The sequence below is a fragment of the Chryseobacterium antibioticum genome, from assembly GCF_012927325.1.
GTDB lineage: Bacteria > Bacteroidota > Bacteroidia > Flavobacteriales > Weeksellaceae > Chryseobacterium > Chryseobacterium antibioticum.
On record NZ_JABBGI010000007.1, the window covers coordinates 151330 to 167562 of the forward strand.

General features: G+C 38.5%; 14 protein-coding genes. 11 read left to right on the plus strand and 3 right to left on the minus strand.

The window, feature by feature from the left end:
* Positions 1–128: 128 nt before the first annotated feature.
* Complete coding sequence (locus HHL23_RS07305) at positions 129–2282, minus strand: peptidylprolyl isomerase (RefSeq protein ID WP_169234153.1); 2154 nt, start codon at positions 2280–2282, stop codon at positions 129–131.
* Positions 2283–2542: 260 nt separating this feature from the next.
* Between HHL23_RS07305 and lon the strand changes: the two genes are divergently transcribed.
* Both lon and HHL23_RS07315 read left to right on the plus strand, forming a co-directional pair.
* Positions 2543–4948 (plus strand): endopeptidase La, encoded by a 2406-nt coding sequence (gene lon / locus HHL23_RS07310; protein ID WP_169234154.1) that lies wholly within the window; start codon positions 2543–2545, stop codon positions 4946–4948.
* Positions 4949–5294: 346 nt separating this feature from the next.
* The gene (locus tag HHL23_RS07315) at positions 5295–6407 is read left to right on the plus strand and encodes an AI-2E family transporter (protein WP_169234155.1); all 1113 of its coding nucleotides are present in this window, start codon (positions 5295–5297) and stop codon (positions 6405–6407) included.
* A gap of 73 nt (positions 6408–6480) precedes the next feature.
* Here the strand turns inward: HHL23_RS07315 and HHL23_RS07320 are convergent, their stop codons facing one another.
* A complete protein-coding gene (locus HHL23_RS07320; protein WP_228464658.1) occupies positions 6481–6723 on the minus strand; it encodes a bacteriocin-like protein in 243 nt (80 codons plus the stop codon).
* Positions 6724–6880: 157 nt separating this feature from the next.
* Here HHL23_RS07320 and HHL23_RS07325 point away from each other — a divergent pair, with 157 nt between their 5' ends.
* Entirely contained in the window at positions 6881–7258 is a 378-nt protein-coding gene (locus HHL23_RS07325; RefSeq protein WP_169234156.1) for a DoxX family protein, read from the plus strand.
* Between the two features lie 85 nt (positions 7259–7343).
* Here the strand turns inward: HHL23_RS07325 and HHL23_RS07330 are convergent, their stop codons facing one another.
* Complete coding sequence (locus tag HHL23_RS07330) at positions 7344–8702, minus strand: acyl-CoA dehydrogenase family protein (protein WP_169234157.1); 1359 nt, start codon at positions 8700–8702, stop codon at positions 7344–7346.
* Positions 8703–8913: 211 nt separating this feature from the next.
* On the opposite strand from HHL23_RS07330, the gene HHL23_RS07335 reads away from it, so the two are divergent.
* The 8 genes from HHL23_RS07335 (at position 8914) to HHL23_RS07370 (ending at position 16200) form a co-directional block, all read left to right on the plus strand.
* The gene (locus tag HHL23_RS07335) at positions 8914–9825 is read left to right on the plus strand and encodes a DUF4349 domain-containing protein (protein ID WP_169234158.1); all 912 of its coding nucleotides are present in this window, start codon (positions 8914–8916) and stop codon (positions 9823–9825) included.
* Between the two features lie 158 nt (positions 9826–9983).
* Positions 9984–10853 carry a TraB/GumN family protein gene (locus HHL23_RS07340; RefSeq protein WP_169234159.1) on the plus strand — a complete coding sequence of 290 codons (870 nt, stop codon included), beginning with the start codon at positions 9984–9986 and terminating at the stop codon, positions 10851–10853.
* Between the two features lie 25 nt (positions 10854–10878).
* On the plus strand, positions 10879–11388 hold the full coding sequence (locus tag HHL23_RS07345; RefSeq protein WP_169234160.1) for an RNA polymerase sigma factor: 510 nt from the start codon (positions 10879–10881) through the stop codon (positions 11386–11388).
* Positions 11378–11986 (plus strand): hypothetical protein, encoded by a 609-nt coding sequence (locus HHL23_RS07350; RefSeq protein ID WP_169234161.1) that lies wholly within the window; start codon positions 11378–11380, stop codon positions 11984–11986. The genes HHL23_RS07345 and HHL23_RS07350 overlap by 11 nt, the downstream gene beginning before the upstream one ends.
* A 202-nt stretch (positions 11987–12188) precedes the next feature.
* A complete protein-coding gene (gene pgi / locus HHL23_RS07355) occupies positions 12189–13829 on the plus strand; it encodes a glucose-6-phosphate isomerase (RefSeq protein ID WP_169234162.1) in 1641 nt (546 codons plus the stop codon).
* A 3-nt stretch (positions 13830–13832) separates the two neighbouring features.
* Entirely contained in the window at positions 13833–14657 is an 825-nt protein-coding gene (locus tag HHL23_RS07360; protein ID WP_169234163.1) for a class I SAM-dependent methyltransferase, read from the plus strand.
* A gap of 21 nt (positions 14658–14678) precedes the next feature.
* Positions 14679–15563 carry a bifunctional 5,10-methylenetetrahydrofolate dehydrogenase/5,10-methenyltetrahydrofolate cyclohydrolase gene (locus HHL23_RS07365; protein ID WP_169234164.1) on the plus strand — a complete coding sequence of 295 codons (885 nt, stop codon included), beginning with the start codon at positions 14679–14681 and terminating at the stop codon, positions 15561–15563.
* A 7-nt stretch (positions 15564–15570) separates the two neighbouring features.
* Positions 15571–16200 (plus strand): 7-carboxy-7-deazaguanine synthase QueE, encoded by a 630-nt coding sequence (locus tag HHL23_RS07370; RefSeq protein ID WP_073328950.1) that lies wholly within the window; start codon positions 15571–15573, stop codon positions 16198–16200.
* Positions 16201–16233 lie beyond the last annotated feature (33 nt).

Here is a 16233-nt window from a genome sequence, read left to right on the forward strand (position 1 = left end):
CTAAATTTTTTCTAATGAGCAAATATAACACATTTTAAATTAATCTTTTTCTTTATTGTTCTGCGTTAAATACAAAAAAGCGGCAGAAAAATCTGCCGCTTTTATTTATATCTGTAAAAATTAATTTCTTACTGTTGTTGGTTTCCAACCTTGTTCCAGATCTCAATTCTGTAATCTTTGATATCTGCATTATCCTGAAGACTCTTCATCCAAGCCTGTCCGAACATCTGTGCTCCTCTCTGCGTAATAGATTCAGTAAACTGCTTAAGGTCACCCGGCTGTTTGTTTATTGTTTCTGATTTTTTGATCAATACATAAACTCCTGTTCCACCCTCGATAGCGTTTGAAAGTTTACCTTTCGCAACACCGAAAGCTGCACCGGCAACCTTAGGCTCCATAGAACCGGCTACTGAAGGGTTAAGCATATTCACCTGAGCAGACTGCTTTGTTGAAGCAAACAGTTTAGCGATCTGATCTAAATTAGAAGCTTTAGCTCCAGCAATTTTATCAGTAATCTGTTTTGCAGCTAATTTGTTTTTAACGATCACTTCGATCTGGTCTCTTACAGATTCAGCATCTGCAAGACCTGCATCCTGCTTCCCGTTAAGATAGGCTACAATTTTATCACCTGTTCCTTCCACTGTAAAGAATTCTGTATCTCCTTTTGTTCTTTTCTTATCGAAAGCCCAAGCTAAGATCTCTCCATCTTTATCTGTACCAAGTCCCTGAAGCTGTCCGTCAAATCTTTTGGCTGCTTTAGGATTGGAGAACTGATAGTTTCCTTTTTTAGCAATATTCACGAAATCGTTGAAAGATTTCCCTTGAACCTGCTGAATAAATCTTCTTGCTTTTTTATCAGATTCTGCCTCTGTAGCATCTGAAGACTTCACTTCTTTTACAAGGTTAGCTACTTTATAGCTCATTGACCCTGCTTTTTTATCTTCAATATTGATGATATGGTATCCGAACTGTGTTTCTACAATACCAGTAGCTCCTTTAGGGTTGTTGGCTAAATAGGTAAGGAATTCCGGAACGAAAGGCGTTTCAGGAGTTGTCCATCCTAAGCTTCCTCCTTGTGCAGCAGAACTTGGGTCATTAGAAAGTTTGATAAACTCTGTAAATTTAGCAGGGCTTGCTTTCACAATAGCTCCGATAGAGTCTGCCAGTTTCTTAGCCTGTTCCTTAGATCTTGCCACACCTTCTCCTGCCGGGCTTCCTTTGAAAGCAATCAGGATGTGTCTTGACAAGGTAGAGTCAGAAGTCTTTTTATCCAAAAGTTTTGAAACTACGTAGAAATTCTGCTCCTTGTAAGGTCCGAAGGTCTGTCCGATAGCGGCAGATGCAATCTGTCCCTGAATAGCCTGAGGCAATTGGTTCGGCTTTGCATACTGATTGTTATAAGGCATATCAGAATTGGCCATTACAAACATGGAGTCATTCTTTGTATTCTGGAAGTTTTCAGCTCCTCCGCTTGCATCTGTACCTCCAGAGAAAAGTTTATTGATTTCCTTCTGAGCAGCTGCATCATCTGCAGGGCTAGGGGTAGAAGGGAAATATACAATTCCAATATTTCTGCTAGGTTCAGCTTTAAACATTACAGGGTGTTGTTTGATATAATTATCAAGGTCTGCCGTAGTAACGTTGATCTTCGTTTTCTGAAGGTATGCAGCATAATCAATCTTTACAAAATCGATGTCTGCTAACTGGTCTCTCTGCTTCATAAGCTCTTCAGCCTCTTTCTTACCAGTAGTAATACCCGCTGAAATATTAGTAAACACCTGTCTCGCCATGAGTCTGTACTCAACGGTTTTTCTGGTTTTCAACCACTGGTTGTAACCTTCCGGATTGGTGCTTTTTAACGTTTCAATTTCTTTTTTAAGTTCTTGAGTTTTAAAATTACCTTTCTCATCAAAAAACTGCTTTTGTTGGGCAAACATCTGATCATACTGGATCTGATTCCAGAAATAGTCGTCAGTCATCTCAAAGCCCAACTTCTCAAACTGTTGCTTGATAAGTTTAGATTGTACAAGTAACTGCCAAGCCTGCTCTTCAAGTCCCGTTTTTGGACGGCCTTGTTGTTCAGCCTGTTGCTGCAGTACGAAAAGCTGATCGTTGAACTCTTCGCGGGTGACTTTCTCACCGTTTACTTTTCCTAAAACGTCAGGATTTTTCCCAAAAACCTTGTCGATGCTCTCAGGGTTTACCAGAAACGCTAAAAGCGCCAATGCTATCACTCCCATCAAAAGCCAAGGCTTACTCCTAATCTGTCCTAAAATTGCCATTTTATATATTATAGTTTTTTATCAGTTTGCGAAAATACACATTTTTAAGAAATTAGAGAAGCAGAAGTCCTTTATTTTAATTTTTAAAATGAAAGATTGTTGAAAAAAGGAAATTTTGACCATATTTTTTAGCAAAAAACAAATGGCATAGGTATTGTGCAATATAGAGAACTATAGTACGCTGCACGTTTTCAGCGCATATTGTAAAATATCATTTTAACGATTTAAAACGAAGATGACAATTTGTCATTTGATTAACTATGACAGAATTTGAAGATATTAGTTTAGAGGAAATGATCAGCGATGGGTTTGACATTGTAGCCGAAGAGATCAATCTTTCAGACTTTTCGGAGACTGATAAAAATTCCGAACAAAGAATATTCCCTATACTTCCCGTAAGAAATATGGTTATGTTTCCGAACGTGGTAATTCCTATTACTGCAGGAAGAAAAACATCGATACAGCTTTTGGAAGAAGCCCAGAAAAATGGTGATTTCATTGGGATCGTCAGCCAGAAAAATTCAGAGTTGGAGCAGCCTGCCGAGAAAGATATGTACCAGACCGGCACACTGGCGAAGATCATCAAAATCATCAAACTTCCTGAAGGTAATATCACAGCTATTACGAAAGGTTTCCACAGATTTAAGATCAAAAAAATCGTAGAAAGCCGGCCTTATTTTAAAGCGGAAATCACAAAACTAAAAGATACACGTCCAAAAAATAAGGAAGAGTATGATGCTCTTCTTGAAAATATAAAAGATCTTGCTTTAAAGATTATTGAACTGGATCCGAATATTCCCAACGCGGCTAATTTCGCGATTAAGAATATTAATAATAATGATGACCTGCTGAATTTCATCTGTACCAACTCCAATTTCCCATCTCTAGAAAAACAGAAACTTCTTGAAGAAAAGAGTCTCGTAGAAAGGGCTAACAAGTGCTATGAAATGATGCACGAGGATTTCAGAAAGCTGGAATTAAGAAACCAGATCCATCAGAAAACATCAAAAGACCTTGATAAGCAGCAGAGAGAATATTTTCTGAACCAGCAGATCAGAACCATCCAGGACGAACTGGGAGGCGGTCCGGAAAGTGATGTGGAAGAGCTTATCGATAAAGCAAGCAGAAAAAAATGGAACCAGGAAGTAGAGGAACATTTCCAGAAAGAGATCAACAGACTGCAGCGTCAGAACCCGAATTCTCCGGATTATAACGTTCAGAGAAATTATCTTGATTTCTTTACGGATCTTCCATGGGAGACTTACACAAAAGATGTTTTTGATATTGCTAAAGCTGAGAAGATCTTAGACAAGGCTCATTTCGGACTTGAAGATATTAAGAAAAGGATTCTGGAGCACATGGCTGTTTTAAAATTAAAAAACAACATGAAATCCCCTATTCTATTGCTTGTAGGGCCTCCGGGAGTAGGAAAAACTTCTTTAGGAAAATCTGTTGCTGATGCTTTGGGAAGAAAATATGTACGATTATCTCTGGGTGGACTTCATGACGAAAGTGAGATCCGTGGACACAGAAAAACATATATTGGAGCCATGGCGGGAAGAATCCTGCAGACGATCAAGAAATCTGGTACTTCTAACCCGGTGATTGTCCTTGATGAAATTGATAAAATCGCTCAGGGCCTTCACGGTGATCCAAGCTCTGCCCTTTTAGAGGTTCTCGACCCTGAACAGAATAAAGCGTTCTATGATAATTTCTTAGAAATGGGTTATGACTTGTCTAAAGTGATGTTTATCGCAACTGCCAATTCACTTTCCACGATTCAGACACCGCTTTTAGACAGAACGGAGATCATTCAGATTGCCGGATATACGATGGAAGAAAAGACGGAGATCGCCAAAAGACATTTAATTAAAAAACAACAGGAAGAAAATGGATTGGATGCGAAATCATTCAAACTTGGAAATCCTGAGCTTAAACATATTATCGAAGCACACACTTCGGAAAGTGGGGTAAGAACTTTAGAAAAAAGAATTGCTGCTATTGCAAGATGGGTTGCTCTGCAGACTGCACTGGTAAAAAAATACGACCCAAAGATCACCATTGAGAAAGTAGACGAAATTCTTGGGGTTCCAAGACCTAAAAGTTTGTCTGAAATCACTGGTGTACCTGGTGTTGTAACAGGTTTGGCCTGGACAAGTGTTGGGGGAGACATTTTATATATTGAAAGCATTTTAAGCAATGGAAAGGGAAGCCTTACCATGACCGGGAACTTAGGTACGGTCATGAAGGAGTCCGCCACTATTGCTTTGGAATATATCAAAGCCAGACATGATGATCTTGGAATAGCTCAGGAAGATCTGGACAAGAAAAACATCCACGTTCACGTTCCGGAAGGGGCGACACCGAAAGACGGACCATCTGCAGGTATTGCAATGCTGACGTCAATGGTTTCTTCATTCAAGAACAAGAAAGTAAGACCTCACCTTGCGATGACGGGAGAGATAACGTTAAGAGGAAAAGTACTTCCTGTAGGCGGAATCAAAGAAAAACTGCTTGCTGCTACCAGAGCAGGAATAAAAGAAGTAATTCTCTGTGAAGCGAACAGAAAAGATGTGGAAGAGATCAAAAAAGATTATCTTAAAAACCTGACTGTACATTATGTGAACAGAATGGAAGAGGTGATTGATGTGGCGATCGAAAAATAATTCAGAACTATGAACTCTCAATAAGGAAACGCGTCTCAGATTAGGTCTGGGGTGCGTTTTTTTTAAAATTCACCACAAAAGATACAAAAATTTTAATACTTACGTGATTTTAAGCTAAATATATTACGCATAGGAAGAGCACTTAAGTTTATGAAAATCTTAGATTTTCTTCAGTATAATAAATCGGTGTAATCTGAGAAATCTGCGTGAGATTATTTTAAAGAAATACATACCACACGGCGCTATTCCTACATCTTCTCATTCAAAAAGAATTATGTTAATTAACCCAAAAGATCCGATTAATTAGTTGTGTTTTCTTATTTTTATCCGACAGATTTGAAAAATTATGAATTTCCTTAGACTCCCGTTTCTTGTTAAGCTCACGCTTGTCGTTATTTCCATCATTGGTCTCGGCTACCTGTTGACACTTGGACAGAGTATTTTAGCTCCTTTCTTTTTGGCTTTTTTAATGGCTATGCTCTTTCTTCCTGCTGCGACTTTCATGGAAAGAAGGCTAAGGTTTCCAAGATCTATATCGACGATGACTTCGGTCTTCTTTATGCTCGCCATTTTATGCGGAATCATTTATTTTTTCGGATCACAGCTTTCCGATTTCAGCAAAGATCTGCCCCATCTCAGGGATCAGATGACCACTGTTTTTAATAATCTTCAGCACTGGATATCAAAAACATTCAACGTAAAAATAGATGAGCAGCTTGATTACATTAATCAGGGATTAAATAAATTACTTTCTTCTTCCGGTGTCATCTTAGGCTTTACTTTTGGAATATTTTCCAGCGGTTTCGGCTTTATTGTTTTCTTCACCCTGTTTTTTATCTTCATTTTAAATTACAGAAGAATTCTTAATAATTTCATTGTAACCGTTTTTAACGAAAGACATAAAACCAGCGTACAGGAAGTTGTAAACGAGATCAGAGTAATGACGAAGAAATATATTTTCGGACTCTGCCTGCAGGTTTTGATCGTTTCCATTCTTTGTTCAATCGTTCTTACAGTTCTGGGAGTAAAGTATGCGATACTTCTTGCCGTTTTGACAGGCTTACTCAATGTGATTCCTTATCTGGGAATCTGCATTTCCCTTTTGATCTCATGTTTCATTGCCTTTGCCACGGGTACGCCCTCTACCTGTATTTATGTAGCCATTGGATATATTGCCATTCATGTCGTTGACGGAAACATTGTGCTTCCATTTGTAGTGGGTTCAAAAGTGAAGATCAACGCTTTATTTTCCTTTATCGGAATTATTTTGGGTGAACATCTTTGGGGAATCGCGGGAATGTTTCTCTGTATCCCGGCTATTGCCATCATTAAAATCATCTTCGAAAGAGTAGATGGCTTGAAACCTTGGGGCAAACTGCTTGGAGAGGAAGAAAAGCCTAATAAAAAGAAAAAGACCTACAAGATCTCTAAAAACATTACTCTGAAGGAAATGGATTGATGATGAGTCATTATTCATCGATTATCACCTATAAAAAAAGCTGCCTCACTTGAGACAGCCCTATAGGTAATTTTTACAATGCACATAACGGATCCATCCCGTTAGGACAAGTCTGATTACATGGAATATACGCATGGCTATCAGGACAGTATCCTAAATCCGAACCACCTCCACCGCCTGGACCTCCTAAACAAGGGTCTCCCGGTGGAATTATACACGGACAGCCTTCCGGCCCTATATCACAGATAGGAGGCTTTCCTCCGCCATGAACTTTCTTTAAATTCTCACGATTTAATTTTTGAAGATTTTTCAGCATAATACTATTGTTTAGTTTGATTTGTTCAACAAATATATTAAATCAAATTAAAAAATCATATGTGATACTAGATGAAATAACAAATATTCTCAAGTTTTATTTAAAATAAACAAACGAATACCATTTTTGTTTTACATTTGATATAAAATCAACAATCATGAAAATCGTAAAATTTATCCTTTCGTTCATATTTGCATTGATGTTTATTCATGCCGGTCTGAACAAATTTTTCCATTATTCACCCATGCCTAAAATGTCCGATGAGCAGATAAAAATCTTTGCTGCATTCGGTGAAATCGGCTGGTTACTGCCATTAGTGGGAATCGTAGAAATTGTTGGCGGAGTACTATTTATCTTCCAGAAAACCAAAGCTTTGGGCGCCATTATCCTCCTTCCTGTCATGATAGGAATGGTAATTCATAATATATACAGAGACCCAACCCAAATGGGAATTATCACCGCTGTAGTAATGTTCCTCATTAATATCTGGGCAATTATTGATGACCGGGAGAAATATAAAGCTTTGATTAGTTAAAAGGTTATAGATAATAGGTAGCAGGTGGCAGGTAACAAAGCGCGCATTAACCTGCAACCTATCATCTGCTACCTGCTATCTTTTATTATACAAATGCACTAAATCCGGTAATCGATCTTCCTACGATAAGTGAATTGATCTCTTTCGTTCCTTCGTAAGAATAGATGGCCTCAGCATCTGCCACAAATCGGGCAACATCATACTCAAGGAGAATACCATTTCCTCCCAGCACTTCTCTGGCTCTGGAAACAATATCTCTTGTTCTTAAAGTACAGAAAACCTTGGCCAGCGAAGCATGCTCATCTTTTAAAATCCCTTCATCCTGCATTTCAGACAACCTGAAAACCATTGTTTGCATGGCCGTAAGATTAGAAAGCATTTCTACCAAATGACCCTGGATCATCTGGAATGAGGCGATAGGTTTCCCGAACTGCTCTCTTGTTCTGGTATATTGTAATGCACTTTCGTATGCTCCTCTTGCACAGCCTGTAGCCATCCATGCTACTCCCGCTCTGGTCATACGCAATACTTTTCCGGTATCTTTGAATGAATTGGCATGTTGCAAACGGTTTTCTTCGGTTACCAGACAGTCTTTTAAAGTGATCAAACCATTCTGAACAATTCTCAATGCCATTTTCCCTTTGATTTTCTCAACGGAATAGCCCGGATTATCTTTTTCTACAATAAAACCTTTCACTTCTCCACTATCCAGATCTCTTGCCCAGATAATAATTAAATCGGCAAATGTTGCATTTCCGATCCATTTTTTCTGACCGTTAAGAATCCAGCCTTCTTCTGTTTTTTTACAGGTGACGGTAAGACCGCCTGCTGCCCCGGACCCCACTTCTGGTTCTGTAAGACCGAAAGCCCCTATTTTTTCAAACTTTTGCATCTGGGGAAGCCATTTTTGTTTCTGTTCTTCTGATCCACAGATATAAATAGATCCCATTGCCAAACCTGACTGAACTCCGAAAAATGTAGCAATAGAAGCATCTATTCTCGCCATCTCCATAGCAATAACCCCTTCCATCAGAAAAGGCATTCCCGGACAGCCATATCCTTCATAGGTGACCCCACAAATATTCAGTTTCTGAAATTTAGGAATGAGTTCAAAAGGAAAATCATCTCTCAGCCAATAATGATTCACCAAAGGTTTTACTTCTTTTTCCATGAACGCTCTTACCTTAAGCTGAATCTCACGTTGCTCAGGAGTCAGTGTGTGGTAGATATCATAAAAATCACCATCGATCGGGGGAAGCTCACGTTTTTTCTGATCAGGATCAAGCATTTTCATCATTCCGTTCAGTTGTTTATCATCCAGTTTGGAAAAGTTCTGCATCAGTTTAGGGAGATCGACTTTTTGAGAAATAGTACTCAACTCGTCAAAATCTATGGATCTGAATAATTCTATTGCGTTTCTGATTTTGGAAAAAGTATTTGACATAGTAATGTTTTGTGGGATTGATTTGTAAAAGTGAAGCAAAAACTGCTCCGAAAACAAGCCATCCCATTGCAATCTATTTTACAAAACACTCATTTACAACCCATTAAAACACAAATATTTCTTTACAATTTTTTTGCGACGGATTTTCAAATATTACAAACGATCCTGACAGAACTTTGACCTAAGAAAACCAACAAAAAAAATCAACGCTATGAAAACCACTTACATTCAATTATCCCTGTCAGCAGTTCTTTTATTAGGAATCTATTCATGTAAAAAAGGAGAAGTGGCCTCAACTGATCTCGAAGCCTATGCTAATACAGACTCTGCAACGGCCAGTGTTTCAGACAGTGTTTCTTCTGTAGCAACAATGAAAGTAAAGGACAAACAGTTCATTAAAACAGCTGATGTCAATATGGAGGTCAAGGACGTCTATGAAGCAACGGTTTCTATTGAAAAAACAGTTCAGGATCTGGGAGGCTTTGTCACCCACAGCAATCTTCAGAGCAATGTAATTTCAGAGGACACTTACAATACTTCCACCGATGATGCCATGCTGATCAAAAAATACCAGACGGAAAATACCATGCAGGTGCGTGTTCAGACAGAAAAACTGGGTGAGCTTCTTGTGCTCATCAATGATAAAAAACTTTTCCTGAATTCCAGAACGATCAATGCTGAAGATGTAACATCAAACATCAAATACGCGGAAATAGAGCGTAAAAGAGTTAAAAAGACAGGCGAAAACATCCATCAGCTGAAAGCCAATAAAGACAAAGTAGAACTTGACAATGATAATATGGCGGAAGGAAATCTGCAGCAGCTCGCCAGCATGGACACTACAGACAGCATCAAATACAGCACGATAGATATTTATATTAAAGAACCTAAACTTCGCATCGCTGAAATAGCCGTTACCAATACCCGTAACATTGATAATAAATATAAATTCAATTTTATATATGATGCTAAAAATGCCTTTGTAGAAGGGTTTTATCTTATCCAAAAAATTGCCGTAGGACTTATCACGGTATGGCCTTTATTATTAATCTTAGCTGTAGTCGTATACTTTTTAAGAAAAAGAAAGCTGACAAAACCGCAAACTACAAAAATTTCAGAATAACAAAAAGCAATCCTAACCCATTGGTTATCATCATAATTTTAGATTTTTCAAGCCTTCTTTTCAGGAGGTTTTTTTATTTTTTTCAAAAAAAACTGTAACGATTATTATGCTGCCCTTACCTACTGTTTAAAAGAGTAAATAATCAAAAACTTAATCATATGAAAAATTTAATACAACTTGGGTTCGCAGCATTATTATCGGCAACCTTTATGACGGCAAAAGCTCAGAGCAAGGACACAGAAAACAGTACACTTTGGGAGATTTCCGGAAATGGACTTACACAATCCTCTTATATTGCAGGAACCTGCCATATCATGTGCGGTCAGGATTTTGAGATTAAACCGAAAGTATTGAAAGCTCTTGAAAAATCTGATCATTTTGTCATGGAGATCAATTATACGGATCCGGCTGAAATGGCGGCTATGCAGAAAATGTATCAGACGGATAAAAAACTATCCGATCAGCTTACTCCTGAAGAAGCTAAGGAACTGGATAAAGTCCTTGCTGACTACGGAACAGATTTAAAGAAGATGGACAATTCAAGCTCACAGGCACTGTATGCGCTGATTTCAATGAAAGCCTTACCATGCCCACAGACTGAAATAAAATTATATGAAATAGAGCTTCTTCAAAATGCTCTTAAAAATAAAAAGAAAGTCTTCGGGCTTGAAAAAGTAGAGGATCAGATGACCTCCATTAATAAAGCTTATGATCTGAAAGCAGTCATTCAACAGTTAAAAATGGGAAAAGAATATGAAATCCTTCTTAACAAAATGGTCACTGCCTTTAAAAAAGAAGACGTACAGTCCGTTTATTCACTCTTTAAAAATGATAAAATAATGACTGCTGACCAGGAAAAAGCCATGCTTACAGATAGAAATAAAAACTGGGTAGAAAAAATGCCGGAAATGATGAAAAAAGAAAGTGCTTTCTTTGCCGTTGGAGGCGCTCATCTTATGGGTGAAAACGGAGTGATTCGTCTTTTAAGATCGAAAGGATACACCATAAAACCCGTATCAAGTCTTTAATGTATAATCAAACCATGAAATCATCGTGAGCAGTCAAACTGAAACCGCTTTTTTAAAGCTCGTCAACCAACACAAAGGCATTTTATATAAGGCCTCCCGCATCTATGCAGATTCTGTGGAAGACCGGGAAGACCTGCAGCAGGAAATTCTTATTCAGCTGTGGAAATCTTACCAGAACTTCAAGGGCAATAGTGAATTTTCAACGTGGATGTACCGTGTGGCCATCAATACCGCTATTACTTATTTAAAAAAAGAAAAACAGCGCACAAGTAATCAAACCGATGTACCCCATCATTTTGAAGTGCAAAATGAAGACTACAATCCTGCAAAGGACAAACAGCTGGAAGTTTTTTACAGTACGGTCCAGGAGCTTAAGGCCCTTGAAAAAGCCATTATCTTTTATTTCATGGAAGGAATGTCCCACAAAGAGATTGGGGAAAACCTGGGGCTGAGCGAAGTCAATGCCCGTGTAAAACTAAATAGAACCAAAGAAAAAATACAGCAAATCATAAAAAAATCAGGCTATGAATTTTGATCAATTAAAAGAACAGTGGAATAACGAAGACGGTAGCAGCATCCATATTCCCAACACCATAGAACAGTTAAAGAAAAGCAAACATCCCATTGAAAAGATCCAGAAAAGCATGAAAGCAGAATTTCCTATGCAGGTCATTGCCATCATTCTTATTGCCTTCTTTCCACAGCAATTGGATTTTCCGCCCTCTCAGTACATCATTTATTATACATCCTACGCCATGCTTGTCGTCATATCTTCCTATTATTTTTTCGGATTCTATAAATTTTATAAGCAAACCGAGCTGTATAGCGGAAATACCAAAAACAGCCTCTGGAAAATATACCATGAATTGAAACTGAACATGGAACGCTATCAGTCATTCGGATTCCTGCTGCTTCCCCACTTTATGATCGCATTAGGACTGGAATTCTATAATATATTCGAGAAAAAGGGCAAGTCTCTAGGAAGTTTTGCTGATTCTTATCAACAAGCTTTGATTATGGTTGTTCTCATCGGAACCATAGCCATTGTAACCGGCATTGTTTTATGGACCAAATACATCTATGGAAGAAACGCCAAGCGTCTTGAAAATATTCTGAACGAAATGGAGGAATAATTTTCTTATCCATCTTTCACAAACAATAACGATGAACCTCAGACTTGATCTGAGGTTTGTTTTTTAAAAAATTGTTATTTATCATGCTCAAATTTATCTGAGGTTTTATTTTTCCTTAAATTTGCACATCAGAAATAAAATGATATGGATTTTAAACATCTGATCCAACCTTTCATTTCTGAATCTATATAATTCCTAAAATATGCTATCAAAAATAAATCCTATACAAACCACCAGCTGGAAAGCTCTTGACGAACATTTTGCAGGTAACGACTTTGACTTAAGAAGTCTTTTCCAGTACAATCCTGAGCGTTTCAAGGAATTTTCTTTGCAGAAAGATAATTTTCTTTTTGATTATTCTAAAAACCTGATCGACACAAGAACCAGGGAGCTTTTGCTGCAATTAGCAGAAGAATGTCAGCTGAAAGATGCTATTTCCAAAATGTTTTCCGGAGACAAGATCAATGAAACAGAAGGAAGAGCCGTATTGCATACCGCTTTAAGGGATTTTTCAGATAAAGAGATCATCGTAGACGGAGAAAATATCAAACCCCAGATCAGAAGAGTTCTTGACCATATGAAAGCTTTCTCCGAAAAAATTATTTCAGGGGAACACAAAGGCTTCAGTGGAAAAGAAATTACTGATATCGTGAATATCGGAATCGGAGGTTCAGATCTTGGCCCTGTGATGGTTTGTTCTGCTTTAAAACATTTTAAAACAAGATTAAACGTTCATTTCGTTTCCAACGTTGATGGCAATCATATTGCAGAAACCGTTAAAAAACTGAATCCTGAGACCACATTGTTCATTATCGCTTCCAAGACTTTTACGACTCAGGAAACGATGACCAATGCCAACTCGGCGAAAGATTGGTTCCTGAAAGCCGGAAAAGAAGAAGATGTGGCCAAGCATTTCGTAGCTTTATCTACTAACGTTGAGGCAGTTAAAAACTTCGGCATTGCAGAAGAAAATATTTTTGAGTTCTGGGATTGGGTAGGTGGAAGATATTCTCTTTGGAGTGCTATCGGTCTAAGCATCGTTCTGGCAGTAGGATATGACAATTTTGAACAGCTTCTGAAAGGAGCGTCCGATACTGACCAACATTTCCAGACGGCTGATTTCTCAGAAAACGTTCCGGTATTGATGGGGCTTTTAGGGATCTGGTACCGTAATTTCTATGCTGCAACAACCTATGCAATTCTTCCTTATTCTCAATATCTGGACAGGTTTGCCGCTTATCTTCAGCAGGGAGATATGGAAAGTAATGGAAAATGCGTTGACAGAAATGGAGAATTTGTAGAATATGAAACGGGACCAATTATTTGGGGCGAACCGGGAACCAACGGGCAGCATGCTTTCTACCAGCTTATCCATCAGGGAACTGAACTTATTCCTGCAGATTTTATTGCTTATGTAAAAAGCAGCAACGCGGTTTCTGATCACCAGCCGAAACTTTTAGCTAACTTTTTTGCTCAAACTGAAGCACTTGCCTTTGGAAAATCGGAAGAGGAAGTAGAACAGGAATTAAGAAACGAAGGAAAATCTGATGAGGAGATCGACAAACTGCTGAACTACAAAGTCTTCCACGGAAACACACCTACCAACTCTATATTATTCAATGAATTAACTCCTTTTTCATTAGGACAGTTAATTGCGATGTATGAACATAAAATCTTTGTTCAGGGTGTTATCTGGAATATTTTCAGCTTCGACCAGTTCGGTGTAGAATTAGGAAAAGTTTTAGCCAATAAGATCCTTCCCGAGCTTGAAAACAATGAAGCAGTAAGTTCTCATGACAGCTCTACCAATGGATTGATCAATTATTATAAAGGAAATAAATAGCAGATGTCTGCATTACGATCATATTATTATAAACTTCCTCCCAGCCTTAGGCTCTTAGGAAGAAAGATCTATTATTTCCCAATAGACCTCTATGATGGCCTTACCGGAAAAAGATCCAAGAATGAACCTAAGAAAGGTGATATTTATGTGGGGGGCAGCGACTTTATTCCTCACGGGATACGTCAGGTAAATGCCCTTAAAAAATATATCGGCTTACAAAATACAGATCACGTCCTGGATGTGGGATGCGGAATCGGAAGAACTGCCGTAGCACTTACAGGAATTATCGATAAAGGAACTTATGACGGCTTTGATGCTGTAGAAAAAGGAATCAACTGGTGTCATAAGAATATTGGTAAAAAACATCCTAATTTTAAATTCAAGTTTACCCCGATTTACAATGACCTGTACAATACTTTCAGCCAAAAAGCAGAGAGTTTTACATTCCCTTATCATGATGCAGAGTTTGACAAAGTATTCCTATTCTCGGTTTTCACCCATATGCAGATTCCCGAGATCAAAAGATATCTGAATGAGATCAGTCGGGTTTTGAACAGCGGTGGACAGTGTTTAGCCACTTTCTTTCTGTATGATGATTCTAAAACTGAATTTGGCATCATGCCATTTCCCCATCAATATGAAGGCTACAGACTGATGGATGATAAAGTGACCGCAGCTAATATTGCGGTAAGTATCCCTTTACTGAACCAAATGGCTGCAGAAGCCGGTTTAAAAGTAACCACAGTAAAAGAAGGGTTCTGGAGAACCAATGTAGAAAAGGAAAGTGCGGATGAATTTCAGGATATTGTTGTATTCAATAAAATCTAAATAAAAGTAAAAAAAGTAAAAATGGCAGAAATTCTTGACGGACTGAAAGTATCCAAAGAAATAAAAGCGGAGATCAAGGTTGAAGTGGAAAAGATCCTTGAAAGCAAGAAAAGAGCACCACATCTGGTAGCCATTCTTGTAGGAAACAACGGAGCGAGCAAGGCGTATGTAAACAGTAAGGTAAAAGACTGTGAGGAAGTAGGATTCCGCTCTACGCTTGTCAAATTCCCAAGTACAGTTTCTGAGTCTGAACTATTGGAAAAGATCGACGAGCTGAATAAATCTAAGGCGGTTGACGGTTTTATCGTACAGCTTCCTTTACCGGATCAGATCGATCAGGAAAAGATCATTCTGGCTATTGATCCAAGAAAAGATGTAGATGGTTTCCATCCTGAAAATTTTGGAAAAATGGCTTTGGAAATGGACACTTTCCTTCCTGCAACTCCTTTCGGGATCCTGACCTTATTGGAAAGATATAATATTGAAACTAAAGGAAAAGACTGTGTCATTATCGGAAGAAGTAAGATCGTAGGAAGACCTATGAGCATCCTGATGGGAAGAAAAGATTTCCCGGGGAATTCTACGGTGACTTTAACACACTCTTACACGAAAGACATCGAAGAATATACAAGAAAAGCAGACATCGTTATTACCGCTTTGGGCGATCCTCATTTCTTAAAAGGAGATATGATCAAAGATGGCGCAGTAATCGTAGATGTAGGTATCACAAGAGTAGATGATGACTCTCCAAAAGGATACTACCTTGCAGGTGATGTAGATTTTGACAGCTGTGCAGCCAAAGCAAGCTGGATCACACCGGTACCTGGAGGAGTAGGCCCAATGACAAGAGCCATGCTGATGAAGAACACCATCATCGCATACAAAACTTCGGTCTATAACGACTAATTTTAAAATGAATAAAGAAGAAGATATTTTATTAAAAGAAGGTAAAATGCTCCCCGTAATGGAGCATTTTTACACTTTACAGGGAGAAGGAGCCCACACCGGAAAAGCATCCTATTTTATAAGATTGGGAGGCTGCGACGTCGGGTGTCACTGGTGTGACGTAAAAGAAAGCTGGGATCCTAACCTCCATCCGCTGATGAATGCAGAAGAAATTGCCGAAACGGCAGCAAAACACTGTAAAACGATTGTCCTGACCGGTGGAGAACCGCTGATGTGGAATCTGGATATCCTGACCTCCAAATTAAAGGAACTGGGATGTACCATTCATATTGAAACATCAGGTGCCTATCCGCTAAGCGGGCAGATCGACTGGATCACTCTTTCTCCTAAGAAAACAGGACTTCCAAAAGAAGAGATATATGAGAAAGCAAGTGAACTTAAAGTGATCATATTCAATCAACACGACTTTACATTTGCACAGGAGCAGGCCGCAAAGGTTTCAGAAAACTGTAAGCTGTATATGCAAAGCGAATGGAGCAAGCGTGATGAAATGTATCCAAAGATTACCGATTTTATTTTGGCCCACCCGGAATGGCAGGCTTCGGTTCAGACACATAAATACCTGAATATACCGTAAAAAATACGTACCTTAGCTCTTCGTATCCGTTAT

Bases quoted from the DNA above. Each gene is read 5' to 3' on its own strand.
- HHL23_RS07305 (WP_169234153.1), bottom strand. From the start codon at position 2,282: ATGGCAATTTTAGGACAGATTAGGAGTAAGCCTTGGCTTTTGATGGGA.
- lon (WP_169234154.1), top strand. From the start codon at position 2,543: ATGACAGAATTTGAAGATATTAGTTTAGAGGAAATGATCAGCGATGGG.
- HHL23_RS07315 (WP_169234155.1), top strand. From the start codon at position 5,295: ATGAATTTCCTTAGACTCCCGTTTCTTGTTAAGCTCACGCTTGTCGTT.
- HHL23_RS07320 (WP_228464658.1), bottom strand. From the start codon at position 6,723: ATGCTGAAAAATCTTCAAAAATTAAATCGTGAGAATTTAAAGAAAGTT.
- HHL23_RS07325 (WP_169234156.1), top strand. From the start codon at position 6,881: ATGAAAATCGTAAAATTTATCCTTTCGTTCATATTTGCATTGATGTTT.
- HHL23_RS07330 (WP_169234157.1), bottom strand. From the start codon at position 8,702: ATGTCAAATACTTTTTCCAAAATCAGAAACGCAATAGAATTATTCAGA.
- HHL23_RS07335 (WP_169234158.1), top strand. From the start codon at position 8,914: ATGAAAACCACTTACATTCAATTATCCCTGTCAGCAGTTCTTTTATTA.
- HHL23_RS07340 (WP_169234159.1), top strand. From the start codon at position 9,984: ATGAAAAATTTAATACAACTTGGGTTCGCAGCATTATTATCGGCAACC.
- HHL23_RS07350 (WP_169234161.1), top strand. From the start codon at position 11,378: ATGAATTTTGATCAATTAAAAGAACAGTGGAATAACGAAGACGGTAGC.
- pgi (WP_169234162.1), top strand. From the start codon at position 12,189: ATGCTATCAAAAATAAATCCTATACAAACCACCAGCTGGAAAGCTCTT.
- HHL23_RS07360 (WP_169234163.1), top strand. From the start codon at position 13,833: ATGTCTGCATTACGATCATATTATTATAAACTTCCTCCCAGCCTTAGG.
- HHL23_RS07365 (WP_169234164.1), top strand. From the start codon at position 14,679: ATGGCAGAAATTCTTGACGGACTGAAAGTATCCAAAGAAATAAAAGCG.
- HHL23_RS07370 (WP_073328950.1), top strand. From the start codon at position 15,571: ATGAATAAAGAAGAAGATATTTTATTAAAAGAAGGTAAAATGCTCCCC.